General features: G+C 31.6%; 16 protein-coding genes. 11 read left to right on the top strand and 5 right to left on the bottom strand.

Features of this window, described 5'->3' with window-relative positions:
* The first annotated feature begins 87 nt into the window (after positions 1-87).
* Entirely contained in the window at positions 88-1,074 is a 987-nt protein-coding gene (locus ACT3CE_RS09295; protein WP_444709494.1) for an N-acetylmuramoyl-L-alanine amidase family protein, read from the top strand.
* A gap of 41 nt (positions 1,075-1,115) precedes the next feature.
* Here ACT3CE_RS09295 and ACT3CE_RS09290 read toward each other — a convergent pair whose 3' ends face one another.
* Positions 1,116-1,589 carry an aminoacyl-tRNA deacylase gene (locus ACT3CE_RS09290; RefSeq protein WP_444709493.1) on the bottom strand — a complete coding sequence of 158 codons (474 nt, stop codon included), beginning with the start codon at positions 1,587-1,589 and terminating at the stop codon, positions 1,116-1,118.
* A gap of 311 nt (positions 1,590-1,900) precedes the next feature.
* Between ACT3CE_RS09290 and ACT3CE_RS09285 the strand changes: the two genes are divergently transcribed.
* From ACT3CE_RS09285 to ACT3CE_RS09270, 4 genes are all read left to right on the top strand, one after another.
* Entirely contained in the window at positions 1,901-2,299 is a 399-nt protein-coding gene (locus ACT3CE_RS09285) for a BlaI/MecI/CopY family transcriptional regulator (RefSeq protein ID WP_444709492.1), read from the top strand.
* Positions 2,292-4,904 (top strand): M56 family metallopeptidase, encoded by a 2,613-nt coding sequence (locus tag ACT3CE_RS09280; RefSeq protein ID WP_444709491.1) that lies wholly within the window; start codon positions 2,292-2,294, stop codon positions 4,902-4,904. The genes ACT3CE_RS09285 and ACT3CE_RS09280 overlap by 8 nt, the downstream gene beginning before the upstream one ends.
* A 131-nt stretch (positions 4,905-5,035) precedes the next feature.
* Positions 5,036-5,530, top strand: a complete 495-nt coding sequence (locus ACT3CE_RS09275; RefSeq protein WP_444709490.1) for a hypothetical protein — start codon at positions 5,036-5,038, stop codon at positions 5,528-5,530.
* A gap of 54 nt (positions 5,531-5,584) precedes the next feature.
* Positions 5,585-5,977 (top strand): DUF302 domain-containing protein, encoded by a 393-nt coding sequence (locus tag ACT3CE_RS09270; protein WP_444709489.1) that lies wholly within the window; start codon positions 5,585-5,587, stop codon positions 5,975-5,977.
* A 33-nt stretch (positions 5,978-6,010) separates the two neighbouring features.
* Here the strand turns inward: ACT3CE_RS09270 and ACT3CE_RS09265 are convergent, their stop codons facing one another.
* Complete coding sequence (locus tag ACT3CE_RS09265) at positions 6,011-6,730, bottom strand: protein-L-isoaspartate(D-aspartate) O-methyltransferase (RefSeq protein ID WP_444709488.1); 720 nt, start codon at positions 6,728-6,730, stop codon at positions 6,011-6,013.
* 167 nt (positions 6,731-6,897) lie between these two features.
* Here ACT3CE_RS09265 and ACT3CE_RS09260 point away from each other — a divergent pair, with 167 nt between their 5' ends.
* Positions 6,898-8,415, top strand: coding sequence for a M28 family metallopeptidase (locus tag ACT3CE_RS09260; RefSeq protein ID WP_444709487.1), 1,518 nt, complete (start codon positions 6,898-6,900; stop codon positions 8,413-8,415).
* A gap of 136 nt (positions 8,416-8,551) precedes the next feature.
* Complete coding sequence (locus ACT3CE_RS09255; RefSeq protein WP_444709486.1) at positions 8,552-9,313, top strand: hypothetical protein; 762 nt, start codon at positions 8,552-8,554, stop codon at positions 9,311-9,313.
* Between the two features lie 37 nt (positions 9,314-9,350).
* On the opposite strand, the gene ACT3CE_RS09250 is transcribed toward ACT3CE_RS09255, so the two are convergent.
* Both ACT3CE_RS09250 and ACT3CE_RS09245 read right to left on the bottom strand, forming a co-directional pair.
* Positions 9,351-10,427, bottom strand: coding sequence for a toxin-antitoxin system YwqK family antitoxin (locus ACT3CE_RS09250; RefSeq protein WP_444709485.1), 1,077 nt, complete (start codon positions 10,425-10,427; stop codon positions 9,351-9,353).
* A gap of 48 nt (positions 10,428-10,475) precedes the next feature.
* A complete protein-coding gene (locus ACT3CE_RS09245) occupies positions 10,476-11,288 on the bottom strand; it encodes an alpha/beta hydrolase (protein WP_444709484.1) in 813 nt (270 codons plus the stop codon).
* A 302-nt stretch (positions 11,289-11,590) separates the two neighbouring features.
* Here ACT3CE_RS09245 and ACT3CE_RS09240 point away from each other — a divergent pair, with 302 nt between their 5' ends.
* Positions 11,591-12,220, top strand: coding sequence for a peroxiredoxin (locus ACT3CE_RS09240; RefSeq protein WP_444709483.1), 630 nt, complete (start codon positions 11,591-11,593; stop codon positions 12,218-12,220).
* Positions 12,221-12,264: 44 nt separating this feature from the next.
* Positions 12,265-12,645, top strand: coding sequence for a desulfoferrodoxin family protein (locus tag ACT3CE_RS09235; RefSeq protein ID WP_444709482.1), 381 nt, complete (start codon positions 12,265-12,267; stop codon positions 12,643-12,645).
* Positions 12,646-12,750: 105 nt separating this feature from the next.
* Here the strand turns inward: ACT3CE_RS09235 and ACT3CE_RS09230 are convergent, their stop codons facing one another.
* Positions 12,751-14,664, bottom strand: coding sequence for a prolyl oligopeptidase family serine peptidase (locus ACT3CE_RS09230; RefSeq protein ID WP_444709481.1), 1,914 nt, complete (start codon positions 14,662-14,664; stop codon positions 12,751-12,753).
* A gap of 269 nt (positions 14,665-14,933) precedes the next feature.
* Here ACT3CE_RS09230 and ACT3CE_RS09225 point away from each other — a divergent pair, with 269 nt between their 5' ends.
* The gene (locus ACT3CE_RS09225) at positions 14,934-16,151 is read left to right on the top strand and encodes a 6-phosphofructokinase (RefSeq protein WP_444709480.1); all 1,218 of its coding nucleotides are present in this window, start codon (positions 14,934-14,936) and stop codon (positions 16,149-16,151) included.
* Positions 16,152-16,381: 230 nt separating this feature from the next.
* Complete coding sequence (gene purU / locus ACT3CE_RS09220; protein ID WP_444709479.1) at positions 16,382-17,245, top strand: formyltetrahydrofolate deformylase; 864 nt, start codon at positions 16,382-16,384, stop codon at positions 17,243-17,245.
* Positions 17,246-17,282 lie beyond the last annotated feature (37 nt).

Here is a 17,282-nt window from a genome sequence, read left to right as displayed (position 1 = left end):
TAATGATATTGAAAGTTATTGAATCAGATCAATAAAATATCTAATAAAATCATTTATTTTTAATGATTCAAAATCAAATACGCTCCAATGTCAAGATATATAACATTCTTATTAATTCTATTTTTTACCTACACAACTCCCCTATTGGCACAACAAACCTACAAATGGGTAAGTGTAAAAAAAGGCGAAGGTCTTAATGCTTTTCTACTTCGAAACCAATTAAAACCTAAGCAATACACTCTTAAGTTTAAAGAGCTAAACAAAAATAGATTTACAAAATCAGGACATCTTATTGCTGGTAAAAAATACAAGGTCCCTTTGCTCTATCCAAATCACAAAATTTCTTTATTAGGATCTAAACATGAGAATATTAAACAAGTAGATAATGTACTAAGTGGAGCAGTAATTCATTTGTTGGCAGGTCATGGTGGACCCGATCCGGGTGCTGTTGGAAAAGTATCTGGGAATAAAATATGTGAAGATGAATATGCCTATGATATAGTTTTACGAATGGGCAAAGAATTAATTGCACATGGAGCAAAAGTTCATTTTATTATTCAGGATAAAAACGATGGAATTCGCGATGCTGCTTATTTAAAACCCGATAAAGATGAGTATTGCTTTCCTAATTTAGTTATTCCAAAAAAACAAACTCCCCGTCTAAGACAAAGAGCTGCAGCGGTAAATATGCTGGCAAAAAAAGAGAAAGCTGGAACTTATCAACGATTAATTGTACTGCACCTCGATTCCAGAAGCAAAAGCAATAGAACTGATGTCTATTTTTATCATCATGCAAGCAGCAAAAAAGGCAAAAAACTTGCGCTCACATTGCAAAATAAAATGAAGGCAAAATATGCCAAATATCAACCCAATAGAAAATATACAGGAACTATCGGAGCCAGAAGACTGTACGTTTTAAAAACTACAATTTCGCCATCGGTATTTGTCGAACTAGGCAATATTAATAATTATCGTGATCAGATAAGGTTTACCAAGGCTGGTAACAGACAAGCATTAGCAGAGTGGCTTTGCGAGGGAATTATTGATGATTATAAATCGAATAAGAAAAAGTAAGAAAAGAAAAGCACAATTTAAATTTTAATTATCTAATACATTTAAGCATAACACTTGTGCGTAAATTTTAAAACAGCGGGTTCAACGCAATTATGAAAATCTTCATACGATAGCATCAATAGCTCGGTATGAGTTCCTGCGTTAAAAACTATATCATCATCTTCTACTAAACTTTCAGACACGTAAACCTCTAAATCGTATAAATTACCAAATGGAGGCATTGCTCCTACTTCACAAGCAGGAAAAATATCTTTAAACTCTTGTTCATGCGCTAGCTCTACCTTTTTACATCCCAACATTTGTTTCATCAAATCAAAATCAATTAAATAAGAGGCAGGCAATACTGCCATTCCCATTCTTCCATCAATCTTAATCATTACTGTTTTTGCCAACATCTTACCCGGTACATGGGCCGATGCAGCAATCTGCTGAGCCGTGTAGGCTGATGAATGCCGAATCGTTACATATTTTATGTGTCTTTCATCTAAAAACTCTTTTAACTTACGAATAGGCATAACTTTTTGTTCTATGGTTTAAATTTGATTTGTACAGTAAGGCGTATAACCTTTAACCGGATTTTCCGATTGAGAGTTTTGTTTCCTTTTCTTCCTTTTCCGTTAAAAACAATACTTTAATATAAAATACAAAAAAAGCGGGAAATAACGAAAATTAAAGTCTAGCTAAAACGATGAAAAAGCCATATAATAGCCTAAATGTTACAAATTAACATTTAAATACGAAGATTTTCGTAATAACACTTTGAAGTACGAAAAGTTTCGTATACTTTTATCTACGAAATTAATCGTAGTTAAGAATTCACCACAAAATGCCAAAGAAGATTAAGCCAACCGACGCAGAACTTGAAATTTTACAGGTTTTATGGACTTATGGTCCGTCTACAGTTCGTTTTGTTAACGAAAAATTAAAGTCAGGAAGAGATGTAGGTTACACTACCACCCTAAAAGTGATGCAAATTATGACGGATAAAAATATGCTGCAACGTGATAAAAAGTCGCGAACACATATTTATGAGGCTATTGTGGAAGAAAGTGAAACAAAAAATCAATTAATTGATAAATTCATCTCTACTCTGTTCCACGGTTCTACTTCGGGAATGGTACTTCAGGCTTTAGGAAACAAGAAATGTAGTTCCGAAGAGCTTGATAAAATTCGTGAATTAATAGACAATATTGAAAATACAAATTCAAAACAGAGCGATGAATAATATAGAACTTCAACAATTAGTAATCGCAACAGGATGGACATTATTACACTCTGTTTGGCAAATAGCAATATATGGACTTATTATTTATTTGATATTCAGATTTGTATCAAAAGACAATGCTAAAACAAGATACGCAATATCTGCATTAGGTTTATTATGTATTTTTCTAAGTTCGCTAATCACATTTATTCATTATACCTATAAAACAGTACCCATTAGTGATACAGGCACAGTCATTTCATCAGATTTACTGCTGCGCTTGTTAAATTCAACTAACAATTCGGATGTTTGGAGTTTAAAAAATATAAAAATCGACAACTATATTCCTCTGCTGGTAAACGTATGGATTATTGGCGTTTGCGCATTATCCTTACAAATGACAGTTAGTTATTTAAAAACGCTAAAAATGAAAAAGTATTTGGCTTATCCTGTTTGCACAAAAACCAGGGTAATTGCTGAACAATTGATCAGAAAATTCAAATTAAAAAATAAAATTATTTTTAAGGAATCAGGTTATGTTCAGGTTCCTTCCCTTATCGGATATTTTAAGCCCGTTGTATTATTGCCGGTTTCCATGTTAAGTGGAATTCCCCATAATCAGCTGGAAATTATTATAGCTCATGAGTTGGCGCATATTAAACGTCACGATTATTTATTTCAGTTTATTCAAGGTATTCTTGAATTACTATTTTTTTATCATCCTGTTGTTTGGTGGCTATCTTCAGTGGTTAATACCGAAAGAGAACACTTATGTGATGATCTTGCGGTAAAGATTTGTGGTGAATCACTTACCCTAATTAAAGCATTAAATAATATGGAAGCAATTAGAAAAAAAAGGTTTGAATTGGTATTGGGTTTATCTGGTAAAAAAGATAATATTTTAAATCGTGTACAAAGAATTCTTCGCCCAAAAACAAAGCAATCTACACAGTTAGAAAAGTATCTTTTAAGCGGGTTATTTGTTTTTCTTTTTACAGGATTAATCTTTATTTCCAATTTCGCAGTATCAGGAAACCTATTTCCTGGAAAACAATTCTATTCCAATATCAATATAATCGATATGGAAAACTCACAAGCAAATTCGCCAAAAAGTACGCTTGCAATTCTAAACAATCGTAAAATTAAAAATGAATTTAATGATACAATTGTAAATCAATCAGAAATTAAATTAGATGTTGATATAAACACGCACGAAGATCGTTATCACAGTGATGTAGAAACAAACAAATCTAAAGATTCTTTAGATTTCAACGAAAATGTAAAAATTAAAGTCGATGAGATTATTAATGAGCAAATAAAAATCATTCAAAAAGCTCAAAAAGAAAGCAAAGAAAATGAGTTAGAACTGGAAAAAAGTTTAAAAACAATTAACTCGCAGGAATACCGGGAACAATTAGAAAATCAGTTAAAAGGAAATACTGATTCTGACCATATCTCTCCAAATATTTTTATTAAATCTGACCTAAGCGAAAAACATCCTATTATTATTGTGGATGGAAAAAAACAAGCTTATTCATATTTAGAAAATGTAAATCCCGATAACATATCAAGTATAAATGTTATAAAAGATAAATCGGCAAAGCTTAAATATGGCGATGAAAGCAAACATGGCGTAATCGAAATAATTACTAAATCATCAAGCTCGATAAATGAAAAATCTGCTAACAATGAGATAATAGTTGTAGGATATGGAAACATTAAAGATTCTATCGATTTTTCTCAAAAAAAAATAAGGAAATCTACTACGAAAATGCCCCTTTGTGTTATTAATGGAGAAAAACAATCGTATGTTTACCTTAAATCTATAGATCCAAATACAATATCAGAGATTACGGTTTTAAAAGATAAAAGTGCAATTGATATTTATGGTAAGGAAGCTGCAAATGGAGTAATTATAGTCACATTAAAACCTGATAATGAAACTGAAATAAGCAAATCAACAACAAAAATAGTAGTTGGTATGCCTGGTTCCAATAAAAAATCAAATTCCGATATTTTAAAGTGGAGTCATAAATCAATATCAGACTCTACTCATCAAATTTTTATTGTTAATGATAAAGATTTAGCCAACAAAACTTTGGATACAAGTAATGAAAATAATATTGATCGATTTTTTATGTATAAAGGGAAGTATACTCAAAAAATAAATGACGAAGATGAAGATATTTTTATAGAATCGAAAGATGATGATTCTCGAGAGTTTAGCACCAAAATCTGGCACAATAAAACAGAGAATCCTTTGCTTATTCTCGATGGCAAAAAAACTGATTTAAAATCTATGGATAACATGGACCCTGAATTAATTAAAAGCATAAATATTCTTAAAGATAAATCGGCAACTGCCATATATGGTAAAGAAGGAGAAAATGGAGTTATATTGATAAGATCTAAAAATGAAAAAACAGATATTATTAAGATTAAAGGTAAAGCCGGAAAAAATGCTCCTATTTATATCTTAAACGGCAAAAATATAAGTGAAAAAAAACTCAAAAAAATCGATAAAGACGATATTGAATCAGTAAATGTATATAAAGGAAAAATGGCAATTGAAAAATATGGCAAAAAAGCTAAAAATGGAGTAATTGTAATTACAATGAAAAAATAAATCGAGCCCTCCGATTAGAAAATGCCATATCTTAAGATATGGCATTTTCTATTTCAGACTTATTGATTTGCAAGCAGAGCAACAAATTTGTATCTTGATAAGAACCAAAATAAAATTAAAAACAATTGCCTATGCTTTACATTTGCACCATATTTATCATATATATTATAATTTGGTTTACTGCTAAATTTAATTCCCATCTGAGACAATTTACGAAAAATCAGCATTTACGTTTTTCATTTGGAATTGCAGCAATTCTTATTGGTGTCTTACATATTATGCTCCCCTCGTTTTTTAGCTACTTATTCTCCTCTATCTTTAAATCGACATATAATATAATAACCATCTCAGGATTTATTCAAATTATATGCGGTGTTGGTTTATTAATCAGGCGTGTACATCGCGAAGCAGCTATTTTTTTAATGATTTTGCTAGTCTTGTTTATTCCACTAAGTATTATCATGTTAACAAAATATATTCACGGTCCCCTCGGTCCGGAATATGAACCCGTTCTTGGTTATATAAGAATTCTTGCTTATCTATTTTTAATTTGGGTTTTATTTAAAGCATGTGACATGTCGCCCCGAAAAGGCCTGCAAGATAAACGTTTCGACATGGATATTTAATCCGGTATTTAAATCATATTTTTCTCAAGTTATATCAATCTAAATTTCAATCACATGAGCTACTACATAAGCCTTAGAACAAATTATAAATTCAACGAAGCTATAGAGCTTATTACAAAAGCTTTACAAACAGAAGGATTTGGTATATTAACTGAAATTGATGTAAAATCAACCCTAAAAGAAAAGCTAGATGTTGATTTTAAAAACTATCGTATTCTTGGTGCTTGCAATCCTACCTTTGCATACAAAGCTTTTCAGGTTGAAGATAAAATTGGCATAATGATGCCTTGTAATGTAACAGTTATTGAACAAGATAACGGATATGTAGATATTTCTGTTATGGATCCTACCATTGCTTTTGATGTAATAGAAAATGAAAATCTTCAGCCATTTGCCAACGAAATAAAAAAAAGATTAGAACGAAGTTTAGCCTATCTAAAAGAATAAATAACAGAAAAAATAATTAGCTTAAAATAATGATTAATAGGAATTTCCTTTTTCATCTACCATAGGCACAAAGCGAACAGATATTACATTTTGCTTGTTAATTTTTCCATTTTTCTTTTTTAGCAATACTAACTTTTTTACTTTATTTAAACCAACAGGAATTACCATACGGCCACCCTCTGCCAACTGCTCTATTAATGGCTCTGGAATTTCTCTTGGCGAACAAGTAACAATAATTGCATCGAAGGGAGCTTTGGCAGGCCAACCCAAATAACCATCACCCCATTTAACATGCACATTTTTATAACCAATAGAATCTAAGATATGAGCAGCACGATCTTGCAATGGTTTTATAATCTCAATACTATAAACCTGTCCGCATAACTCTCCCAAAATCGCAGCCTGATAACCCGATCCAGTGCCAACCTCTAAAATTTTCTCATGCTTATCAGTATCTATTAATTGTGACATTAAACCCACAATATAGGGTTGAGAAATGGTTTGATTATAACCAATAGGTAAAGGCCTATCTTTATAGGCATAAGCCTGCAAATCAAGAGGAACAAATAAATGTCGTTCAACCTTTTTCATTGCCTTTATTATATCAACATCTGTTATTCCTCTCGATGTAATCTGTTCAGCAATCATGTTTATGCGATTTTGCTCAAAATCCATATTTTTATTTTTCTGCCTCTGAGTAAATACAAAACCCAATAATATCACCCATAAACCGATGGTCAATTTTGCACCCATAAAAACATCTTGGTTTTTTATAAAGTTACGATATTATTATATAAAAGGCAGATAAAATATAACTTGCTAAATTTCCTGTAGAAAAGAAAAAATACTCAATACTGTCAATTAGCAATTAAATTTATTAATTTCAATTTACTGTAACACATTATTAATTTCTCCTGATTATGAATAGAGCGATATTTTTTTTTCTCTGCATTTTTATAAATGTCCAATTAATAGGTCAGAATGTAAATATTACCGAACTATCAAAAACAATATCAATAGATAATATTAAACAGGATTTAACAGAGCTTGCATCGGCAAAAATGGAAGGCCGTGAAACAGGTAAAATGGGTCAAAAAAGGGCTGCCGAGTATATCTACAAAGCCTTTAAACAAGCCAATATTTCAAATTTAGAATTAAATTCAGATAGCTTAAGCTATTTTCAGAATTTCAAAGTATATAAGGTACTTGTTCCATGTGCTAAAATCATATTTAACAATAAAATCTATAAAAATTATGAGCATTTTATGCTATCCGGATTTTCTGATTATCACAACGAAAAATTAAAACTCGAATTTATAGGAACTGCACAAGATAGCAGCTATATAGGTAAAGATTTTTCGAATAAGGCTGTTCTTTTTGTGACAAGAAATTTATATGCTGGAGCAATGAAATCGAACGATATAATAAGAGAAACAGGAAGCAAAATAATCTTTTTCTGCAATCCCGAAAATCCACATCAAATACAAAGTATAATAAAAAGACAACAAGCTGCTCTTTCCAATAGGTTAAAATTAAATCCGGATAAATTCCCTGTTAATAACCCCTTCGATTCGATTAAAAATCCTAAACATTATTCGATGTATAATAATGTTAGAAGTACACTACAAGGACCTATTGATGCAAAAATGGCTTCAGAAATACTCCAAATTAAATTAAAAGATCTAAAAAAATGTGCCATTAAAAACATTAATTGTGATAAGGCTGCTTCTGAGATTTCTATTGAGTTAAAATTTGCAGAACAATTTTCAAAAATACCTACCGAAAATGTATTAGCCTGCATTCCAGGCAATAACAAAAAAGATGAATTTATTGTAATATCAGCTCATTACGATCATTTGGGTATCAAAGGTAATAAAATTTATTTTGGAGCCAATGATAATGCCTCCGGAACAGCTGCATTAATTGAAATTGCCAGAAAAATTAAAGAAGCTGTTGACATGGGATTTAAACTTGATAAAAGTATCGTTTTTGCTGCTTTTACGGGAGAAGAAAAAGGTTTACTTGGCTCTAAATATTTTGTGGCTACAAACACAATTCCCATTCAAAAAATTAAAGCCAATTTAAATATCGATATGCTCGGACGAAAATCTGAAGAGCATACCGATAACAATTCAATTTATCTTTTAGGAACTAATGATTTAAATCCCAGATTCAAAAAGATATCCGATAGTATTAACGCTACTTATCCACGCTTAAATCTGGATTATAAGTTTGACACCCCCAACAATTTTCTATATTCTGCATCAGATCAGGCATCCTTTGTAAAACAGAACATTCCAGCTATTTTTTACTTTAATGGCATGCATAATGATTATCACAAAACAAGTGATACTGCCGATAAAATTAATTATGAATCGATAAAAAAAGCTTGTAGCCTTATCTTTCGAACAGCCTTAGAACTGGCAGGTGAAAAATAAAAAGACTGCGTTTATATTCTCCTTTAAAGGGAAATTTCAATTGTTTATTATTAAATATTAAACAAAAAACATAACATAAATTCTTTTTTTACGTATGTTTGTATTGTTCATGAATGAATTTTATAAACCCATAATTATGAATATTAAAAAATCTTATAATTTTTTTTGTATTTTATTGATTTTCACAGGAATAATATCCTGCTCAGAAAGCGAAAAGCATACCGGTTTTATTGATCAGAACCAGGAATTACTAGTCGGATTAAGCGAAGTAATAGGTTACGATCACACCTATAATTACGATTTTAATATATTACAGGAAAGGGAGAAAGTACAGTTTTATATTCCCACAAATTTATCCGAAGGTTTAAATAGGATTCCAAACGAAATGAAAGAGAAATTTAGTTTAATTTCAACATCAGATCTTCCTTTTGTTCCTGCTACAATAGAATCGAATATTGTTACGTCGTGGAATGCATTTAACAAACTGGTTTTTCAAATTCAATTTTCTTATTTAGAAAATGATGAAGGCTACGATACAAACTTTCAGGATTTTTTTATTGTATCCATTACTCAATACCCCGAAAATCCTTTCGAAAACATGACGGAAGATGATCTGGCCAATTTAGATGAAGATTTAGAAAAAAGAAAATATGAGATTCTCGAACTCACCGATGAATTATCATTGTATTACCTTCCAAAATCGATTGATAATTTTTGGCCAAGAATGTTCGATTATTACAACTATAACGAAGATGAAAAACGCATCTATAAAGAGTCTACCGGTTCGTATCAATACTATGCCTGGTACAATGGTTTAATTTTTAAGATAGGTTGTAATATGGATGTTGATTCTGTGAATCCGGAACCTCTGGTTCGAAAAATAATACTAGGAAATTAAACAAAAAAGACAGCAATAGCTGTCTTTTTTGTTTATACTAATTTTTCATCGATCGTAGAATATAAACTGCTTCTTTCTTGAAACTCTCATAATCTTCTTGCCGAGTATCTAATATAAATTCAATTCCAATTCCTTTTTGAATGGAATGGACTATAATTACTCTATGTTTATCTTTATTATCGTCTAAATAAGTTCCCAAATAGCCCATCGAATTTGGCAATGAAAATAAATTTTGCTCTCTGGTAATTACTTTATTAATATCAACCGATAAGCTTCTTCTGCGAAAAGAGGAATAATCTACCAAACTACTCTCCTTTCCTACAAACTCCAGGGAAAGAATACTGTTAGGAGTAAAACCTGTTTTTATTGCTTTGCTGGTCCCTCTTCTTGCAAAAGTAAAATTCATTTGACCTTCTTCCTTAAACTGATCTGTTAAGCACCAATATCCTTTGGGAAAATTTAGAGTAATATCAGGCCCTGCAATAAAAAAGCTTTCTCTGTAAACTTCCGAGGCTAACTCTTCTCCTTTCTCATTCCAATATCGCCATTTTCCAATTTTATATCCTTTTTTAAAGATTCCTTCCTGCGATATTTTACCATTGGTATGATAATATACTGCTGGACCATTTAAACTATCATTTTTAAAATTTACTGAATAACTGGTAATCCCATTATCAAAATATTCTAAATATGCTCCGTTAGCAATGTGATTTATTGCATTAAATTCGCGAATTAAATTCCCCGATTCGTTCCACTCTTTAATTGCTCCATTCTGAACACCTTTAAGATATTTAAATTGCCTTTTTTTACTACCTGTTAAATAATATTCGATACAATCTCCATTCTCTATGGCCGAATTCTGAAAACCTTCCTCGTACAATCTATTCCAGTCAATACTATCTGCCACGGCAACATAATTTGTTTCGGATAAAATCGTTCCATTTAACTGATAATCTTTAACTCGAAACTGTCCATCTTTCACCGGAAAAATCATACTGTAATATGTAGCATTCTCTTTATCAACCGAAAGCCATTTTTCGTTCAAATAAACAGTTTTCTGCGCTGAAAGCGACAAAGGAAACAGAAACAATAAAAAAATATAGGATACTTTCATGTTATGATTTTTTGTAATGGTAACAATAATTATTCCTAAAGTTGTATTTTATTTAGGATTCTTTCGTGCTTTCTCATGAAATTTTAAATGAGATAAACCATTTATAATTCCATTATCAGTACAATAATTCCAAAAAGTATCGAATCCATGCTCTACACCATGTAAAACTTCAAATTCATGATCCAATTCGATCTTATTTAAATATTCATGCAAGTCGAATATACATTTTCTATTTTTAGTTTGCACAAAACTATCTTCTGTACCAATTTCTAATCTTAAAACTTTAGCTTCTTTTCTAAGATCTGTTAAATTTTCTTTAGCCAGCAAACAATTCTCTGCTAAAGTATAATCGCTAACATATCCCATTGCCACAACCGAAGCAAACATTCCCGGCTTTTTCAGATAGTAATGAATAGCTCCACCAGCTCCGCGAGAATGTCCTTCCAATGAAATACTATTAAATTTCACTCCTGCCCTAAAATTTTGCTGACAAAAACCTACAAATTCACCAGACGAATCACCAAGCAGTAACTCTTGATTTTCCTTAGTATGCCATTGCACATTATCCCTATTGTTATCACCACGTACCCCAGCAATTACAAGTGGTTCTATCTTTCCTTCCAATATCCAACTATTCAATTGTTGGGCATCCACATACTTATTAAAAGTAGTTTCGTCGCCTCCCATACCATGCATAAATAAAACAAGAGGATACTCTTTAGAATAATCCCAGTTGGGAGGCAAATAAACAAAAAATGGAACCCAGGATCTGCTCTTGCTCTTAAATATCGAAAAACTTATTTTACCTTCACAATTCTTATAACTAGTAAGTAATTTTATATTATCAAAGGATACACTCATTTTAATTATCATTAATTTAAGGCTCATAAAAATTCCAATAAACACTAATAATCTAACGGAATACAATCAGTTTTACAAAACTAAAAATTATCCTTCAAAAAAACTTTACAACAAATCAATTCTAATGTTATTTTCAATAAGTCTGAAATACTGATTCTTCCATAATTTTAAATATCTATCATTAATTATCTCGATACTGATATAAAGATTATTGATTAATATAATTTGCGCTTTAGTCAAATCAATTCTACATTTGTATTAGTTCAAAAACAAAGAAAAATAAACTTAAAAAAATAAATAAGATGCAAACTCTAGTTGGAAAAAAAGCACCGTCGTTTCATGCTAATGCTGTTATTAATGGAAACCAAATTATAGAAGGTTTTTCATTGGATCAATTTGTAGGTAAACAAGAAGTTGTTTTCTTCTTTTATCCTCTTGATTTTACTTTCGTTTGTCCAACAGAATTAATTGCTTTTCAAGATAAACTTGCTGATTTTGAAAAAAGAAATGTAGCGGTTGTTGGTTGTTCTGTAGACTCAGAATACTCGCATTTTGCATGGTTAAATACCGAAAAAAATAAAGGTGGAATTCAAGGTGTTACTTACCCATTAGTTTCCGACCTTTCAAAAACAATTTCAGAAAACTATGGTGTTTTAGCATCCGAGTATGATTATGATGCAGAAGGAAATGCTACCTCAACCGGAGCTCCTGTTGCGTACCGTGGATTATTCCTTATCGATAAAAATGGAATTGTTCGTCATAGCGTAATTAACGATCTTCCATTAGGTCGAAATGTTGATGAAGCGATTCGCATGGTGGATGCATTGCACCACTTCGAAGAAAATGGAGAAGTTTGTCCAGCAAATTGGACACAGGGAAAAGATGCCATGAAAGCTACTGCCGAAGGTGTTGCTGAATATTTAAGTAAATAAAAATTACAAAAAATAAATTATAATAAACTTTAAAAATATAACAGATGAGAATTAATAAATATCAAGATATTAACACCATTGACGGAGAAGCTAAAAAAGATTATATCGACAGACACTCAGCATTCATTCACTGTGATGAGACTGCCAAAAAAGGTGAAAAATTTAAGGTGAAAGTAAAAATTGGTGATGCTTATGCGCATCCTGATGATTTTGACCACTATGTTGCCTGGGTTCAACTTTGGGATGGTGAAAAAATGTTAACTCAAGCTAATTTTTCTACTGGAATTTTGGGTGGTGAAGCAAATCAGGCTGAGGTAGATTTTTATGTTGTACCAAGTCGTAAAATGAAATTAACCGCTACAGCTTTTTGTACAAAGCACGGTCTTTGGCACTCTGATGAAAAATTAGTGGAAATTTCAGAATAATAAGTTTAAAAATTAGAAGAGAAGCCATTGGGAATGCACTTCTCTCTTTTATTTCATACAAAATGCCGCGAAAGTAATTTTCGCGGCATTTCTTTTTATTAGCATCTATTTATTGTTCTGTTTTTTTAGATATTTATCCAGAAAACTTACAATTTGTCCATATCCCTTTATTTCATTCTCTTTTTTCCTAAATCCGTGTCCTTCATCATCGAAAACAATATATTCTACCGGCACATTATTTTTTTTAACTGCTTCAACTATTTCATCCGATTCAGCTTTTAAAACACGCACATCATTTGCTCCTTGCAACACCATTAATGGTTTATTTACTTTATCTGCAAAAAACAATGGCGATTTATTATAAAGTGCTACCGAATCAATCGTTGTTGGGTCGCCCATTTCGGCATACAATGCTTTACGAAACGATTCCCAATAAGGAGGTATTGATTTAAGTGTTCGCAACCAATTGGTTACACCAAAAATATTAACCCCTACTTTAAACTCTTCGGGAGCATAAGTTAAAGCAGCCATTGTCATATACCCGCCATAAGAACCACCAATAATTCCTATTTTTTCTTCATCGACCACACCTGTACCAATCAAAAACTTCTTTGCCCAAATACAATCTTTTAAATCAACATCACCATGTTTTTTATCATCCATCGCAAAAAATTGCTTACCATAACCACTGCTACCACGATTATTAACAGCTAAAACAGCATATCCCTGATTTACCATGTACTGAATTAAAGAAAAATAGCCAACACGAGATTGTCCACCTGGTCCGCCATGAACCCAAACAAGTGCAGGTACTTTATTTTCTTTTGATGCAAGAATTGGCTGGTAATAAATTGCAGGAATCTGCAATCCATCATAAGATTGATACCTAACAACTTTAGCATTCACTAAATTTTTAGGATTAATTTCAGGATTTAAGGTTTCTGTTAATTTTTTAGCTTCCTTATCACCCATATCGAATACATATATGTTATTTGGCGATACTGACGTGCCTACTACTAAACGCACTCTCTGCTCATCTTTAGTAAGGCTTACCGATTTAATATCTCCCCCTTTTATTATAGGAAGTTCAACTTCATTCCCGCTTAGTTTTTCGATCACTTTAACCACAGTTTTTCCATCCTGATTGATTCCAATTATGCGATAATTTTCCAAATAACTATCATAAGCATACCAGATATCCCAATCGGTTTTGTAAACCATCTCTTTCTCGCCAGTTTCAATATTATATTTGCTTAGATAAACAAAATCAGAATCTTCGTTACACAGATAATACAAAAACTTATGATCTAAACTAAAAAACTGTGGCATATACTTAGCATCACCGACATGCTTAGAGATGTGTGTTTTCTTTCCTCTTTTAAGATCGTATAAATACATCTCATTATTATTGCTTGTAATACTCTGAGTAAGCGCTAAATATCTATTGTTTTTACTTTTAGATACTACATCGAATCCATCGTTATTTGCATATAATAATTTTGCTTTAGGTGCATCTGCTAATATCAACTTAACACGTAACTGATACAAATCCATATACTTAGAATTCCTTTTATTACACTGATAATAAAGCGACTCCTCATCACGATCCCAACCAAAAAAACTTGCTTTAGCACCTTCATAAGGAGTTAAATCGGTAATATTTCCGTCCTCGTCTCTCATATAAATGTGACTATTCTCATTTCCACCCCTATCAGCCGAAAACAAAACCTTATCGCTATTTGGTAAATAAGAAATTGCAAAAAAAGATTCCTTTTCCGAAGAAGTAAGCTGTTTAGCTGGCGATCCATCTACAGGAATTTCAAATAAATTGTAAATACCTGTTTCATTACTACTTACAAGTAATTTAGATTTATCACTTGAAAATGAACCACCACTAACACTTTTATTCTTATAAAACTGCTGTATTGAATAGGATGGTATTGTAATGTTTTTCTTGGACGGCTGACATGCAGCAAGCACAAACAAAAAAATAATCAAAATAAAATGATTACGTGTCATAATGCTGTTTAATAAAGGTTAGAATTACTTTATGAATTAAACATGGAGAGTGGTGTCACTCATAAAGTTAAGATTTTGAGCCTGTTTTGCAAAATCTATCAACAAAATTAGAATCAGTATTTTATTATTAATACTGATTATTTAAAAGATCACTTTTACAAAAACAGCTCTTAATTCTTCGAAAACCTATATATTTGCCAGATCTTTAAAAATCATTTTATACTTATCGAGATGTTATGTCCTTTCTCGATAATAGAAACAAAAATTATATGAAAGATTCTGTTGTTATTTTATGTGGTGGTGGTCCGGCTCCAGGAATCAATACCGTTATTAGTAGTGTTGGAAAAGTATTCTTAAGAAATGGATATAGAGTAATTGGATTGCACGAAGGCTACAAAGGCCTATTTTCTGAAGACAGAAATATGGAAGATCTTGACTTTGCTACACTTGATAATATATTTACAAAAGGTGGTTCTTATTTAAAAATGAGTCGTTTTAAACCTACCGATAAAGATTTTTCGACTAAATTCTTTGTTGAAAATAATGTAAAACTTTTAGTAACAGTAGGAGGAGATGATACAGCTTCTACCGCTAACAGAATCAGTAAATATCTTGGCGACAACAATGTAAATATCTCAAATATTCATGTTCCTAAAACCATTGATAATGATTTACCATTACCAGAAGGAACACCTACTTTCGGATTTCATTCGGCTAAAGACGAAGGTGTAAAAATTGCAACTACTGTTTACGAAGATGCCAGAACATCTCAAAATTGGTTTGTGCTAGCCGCAATGGGACGCGAAGCCGGTCATTTGGCTTTTGGAATTGGTTCTGCCTGTCATTTTCCAATGATTATTATCCCTGAGATGTTTAACAAAACAAATATCTCAGCCGATAAAATTGCACAATTGGTTATTTCATCAATAATTAAACGCAGAATATTAGGCTTAAACTATGGTGCTGCAGTTATTAGCGAAGGTGTTTTCCATTTTATGAGCGATGAAGAAATTAAAAGTACTGGTGTTAACTTCACCTACGATGCTCATGGTCATCCTGAATTATTTAACGTAAGTAAGTCGCACGTTTTCAACATGTTGATTCAGCGTAAAATAAAATCATACAATTTAAATATTGGGACTCGTCCGGTTGAATTAGGATTTGGATTGCGTTGCTGTCGACCAATTGGTTTCGATTTAAATCTTTGTACCCTACTTGGAGATGGTGTTTACACCTTATTTAAGCAAGGGCATTCCAAATGTATGGTTACTGTTGATCCTAAAGGCGATGCTTCTCCACTGTTCCTGAAAGATGTGGAAGATAAAAATGGAAAAGTGAGACCTCGTTTGGTTGATGTAAATAGTCAGAAAGTTCAGTCTATCGTAAATTACAATCTTCATTATTTAACTGAAGATGATTTGGAAGCCGCTCGAAAATATCTACCGGATGCAGAAAACTATTTATTTAAGAAAATACTAAACTGGTAATAATAGAATAGTTATTTCTATAAAACATAATTAAGCAGTCAGAAATAGTTTTGACTGCTTTTTTATTAACTGCTAAAATATGAATAAGCTAAAAAAAGAATCTTTTGTAAATATTATATATTACTATAAAATTTCTATTTTTGTATTTCACACCTCAGTTCTAACGGACAATTCGTTAATTTTAAAATATCAATGGAAAACTTAAAAGTTTTTCTTTTAATTGTAAGAATATGTCTGAAAATAATACAAATGCTTTTTTGCTTTTTACCTGTCCCGATAAAAATGGAATAGTTGCTAAAATAACTCAGTTTATATACGAACATGGTGGCAATATTATCGATTTAGATGAACATGTAAACCAAAATCAGAAGTTTTTTTCGCTTCGTGTGGTTTGGAATATGTCAAATTTTAAAATTCCAGTTTCGCAATTACATGAAACTTTTGAACCTTTGGCAAAAGAGTTTAATGCTCACTGGAAAATTGAATTTTCAGGTAAAAAACAACGAGTTGCTATTTTTGTATCGAAATACGACCACTGCCTTCAGGAAATTCTTTGGCGGTATAATATGAATGAATATGATATTGAGATTCCTCTTATTATTTCGAATCATCCCGATTTGGCACAAATAGCCGAAGCTTATAAAATTCCATATCATGTGTTCCCAATTACCAAAGAAAATAAAGCCGAACAGGAAACCAAAGAAATTGCTCTGCTAAAAGAATACGATATCGATTTAGTAGTATTAGCGCGTTACATGCAGGTGCTTTCTCCTACCTTTATCGATGCTTATAAAAACAAAATTATCAATATTCACCACTCTTTCCTACCGGGATTTGTAGGCGGAAATCCTTATAAGCAAGCTTACGAGCGAGGAGTGAAAATGATAGGTGCCACCAGTCATTTTGTAACTGAAGATCTTGACGAAGGACCAATTATAGAACAGGATATTATGCGTATAACGCACAAAGATACAATTAAAGCCTTAATCCGTAAAGGAAGAGATTTAGAGAGAATTGTACTGGCCAGAGCATTGACCTACCAATCCGAACATAGGATTATTGTTGATGGTACACGAACAATTGTATTCGATTAACTTTATTCCTAAAAACTTTTCTCAACTGATTCTATCA

The organism is Marinifilum sp. RC60d5 (assembly GCF_052400665.1).
Classification (GTDB): domain Bacteria; phylum Bacteroidota; class Bacteroidia; order Bacteroidales; family Marinifilaceae; genus JBQTGK01.
The sequence above is the reverse complement of the archived record's forward strand: the minus strand, read 5'-3'. Positions and strand labels throughout refer to the sequence as shown.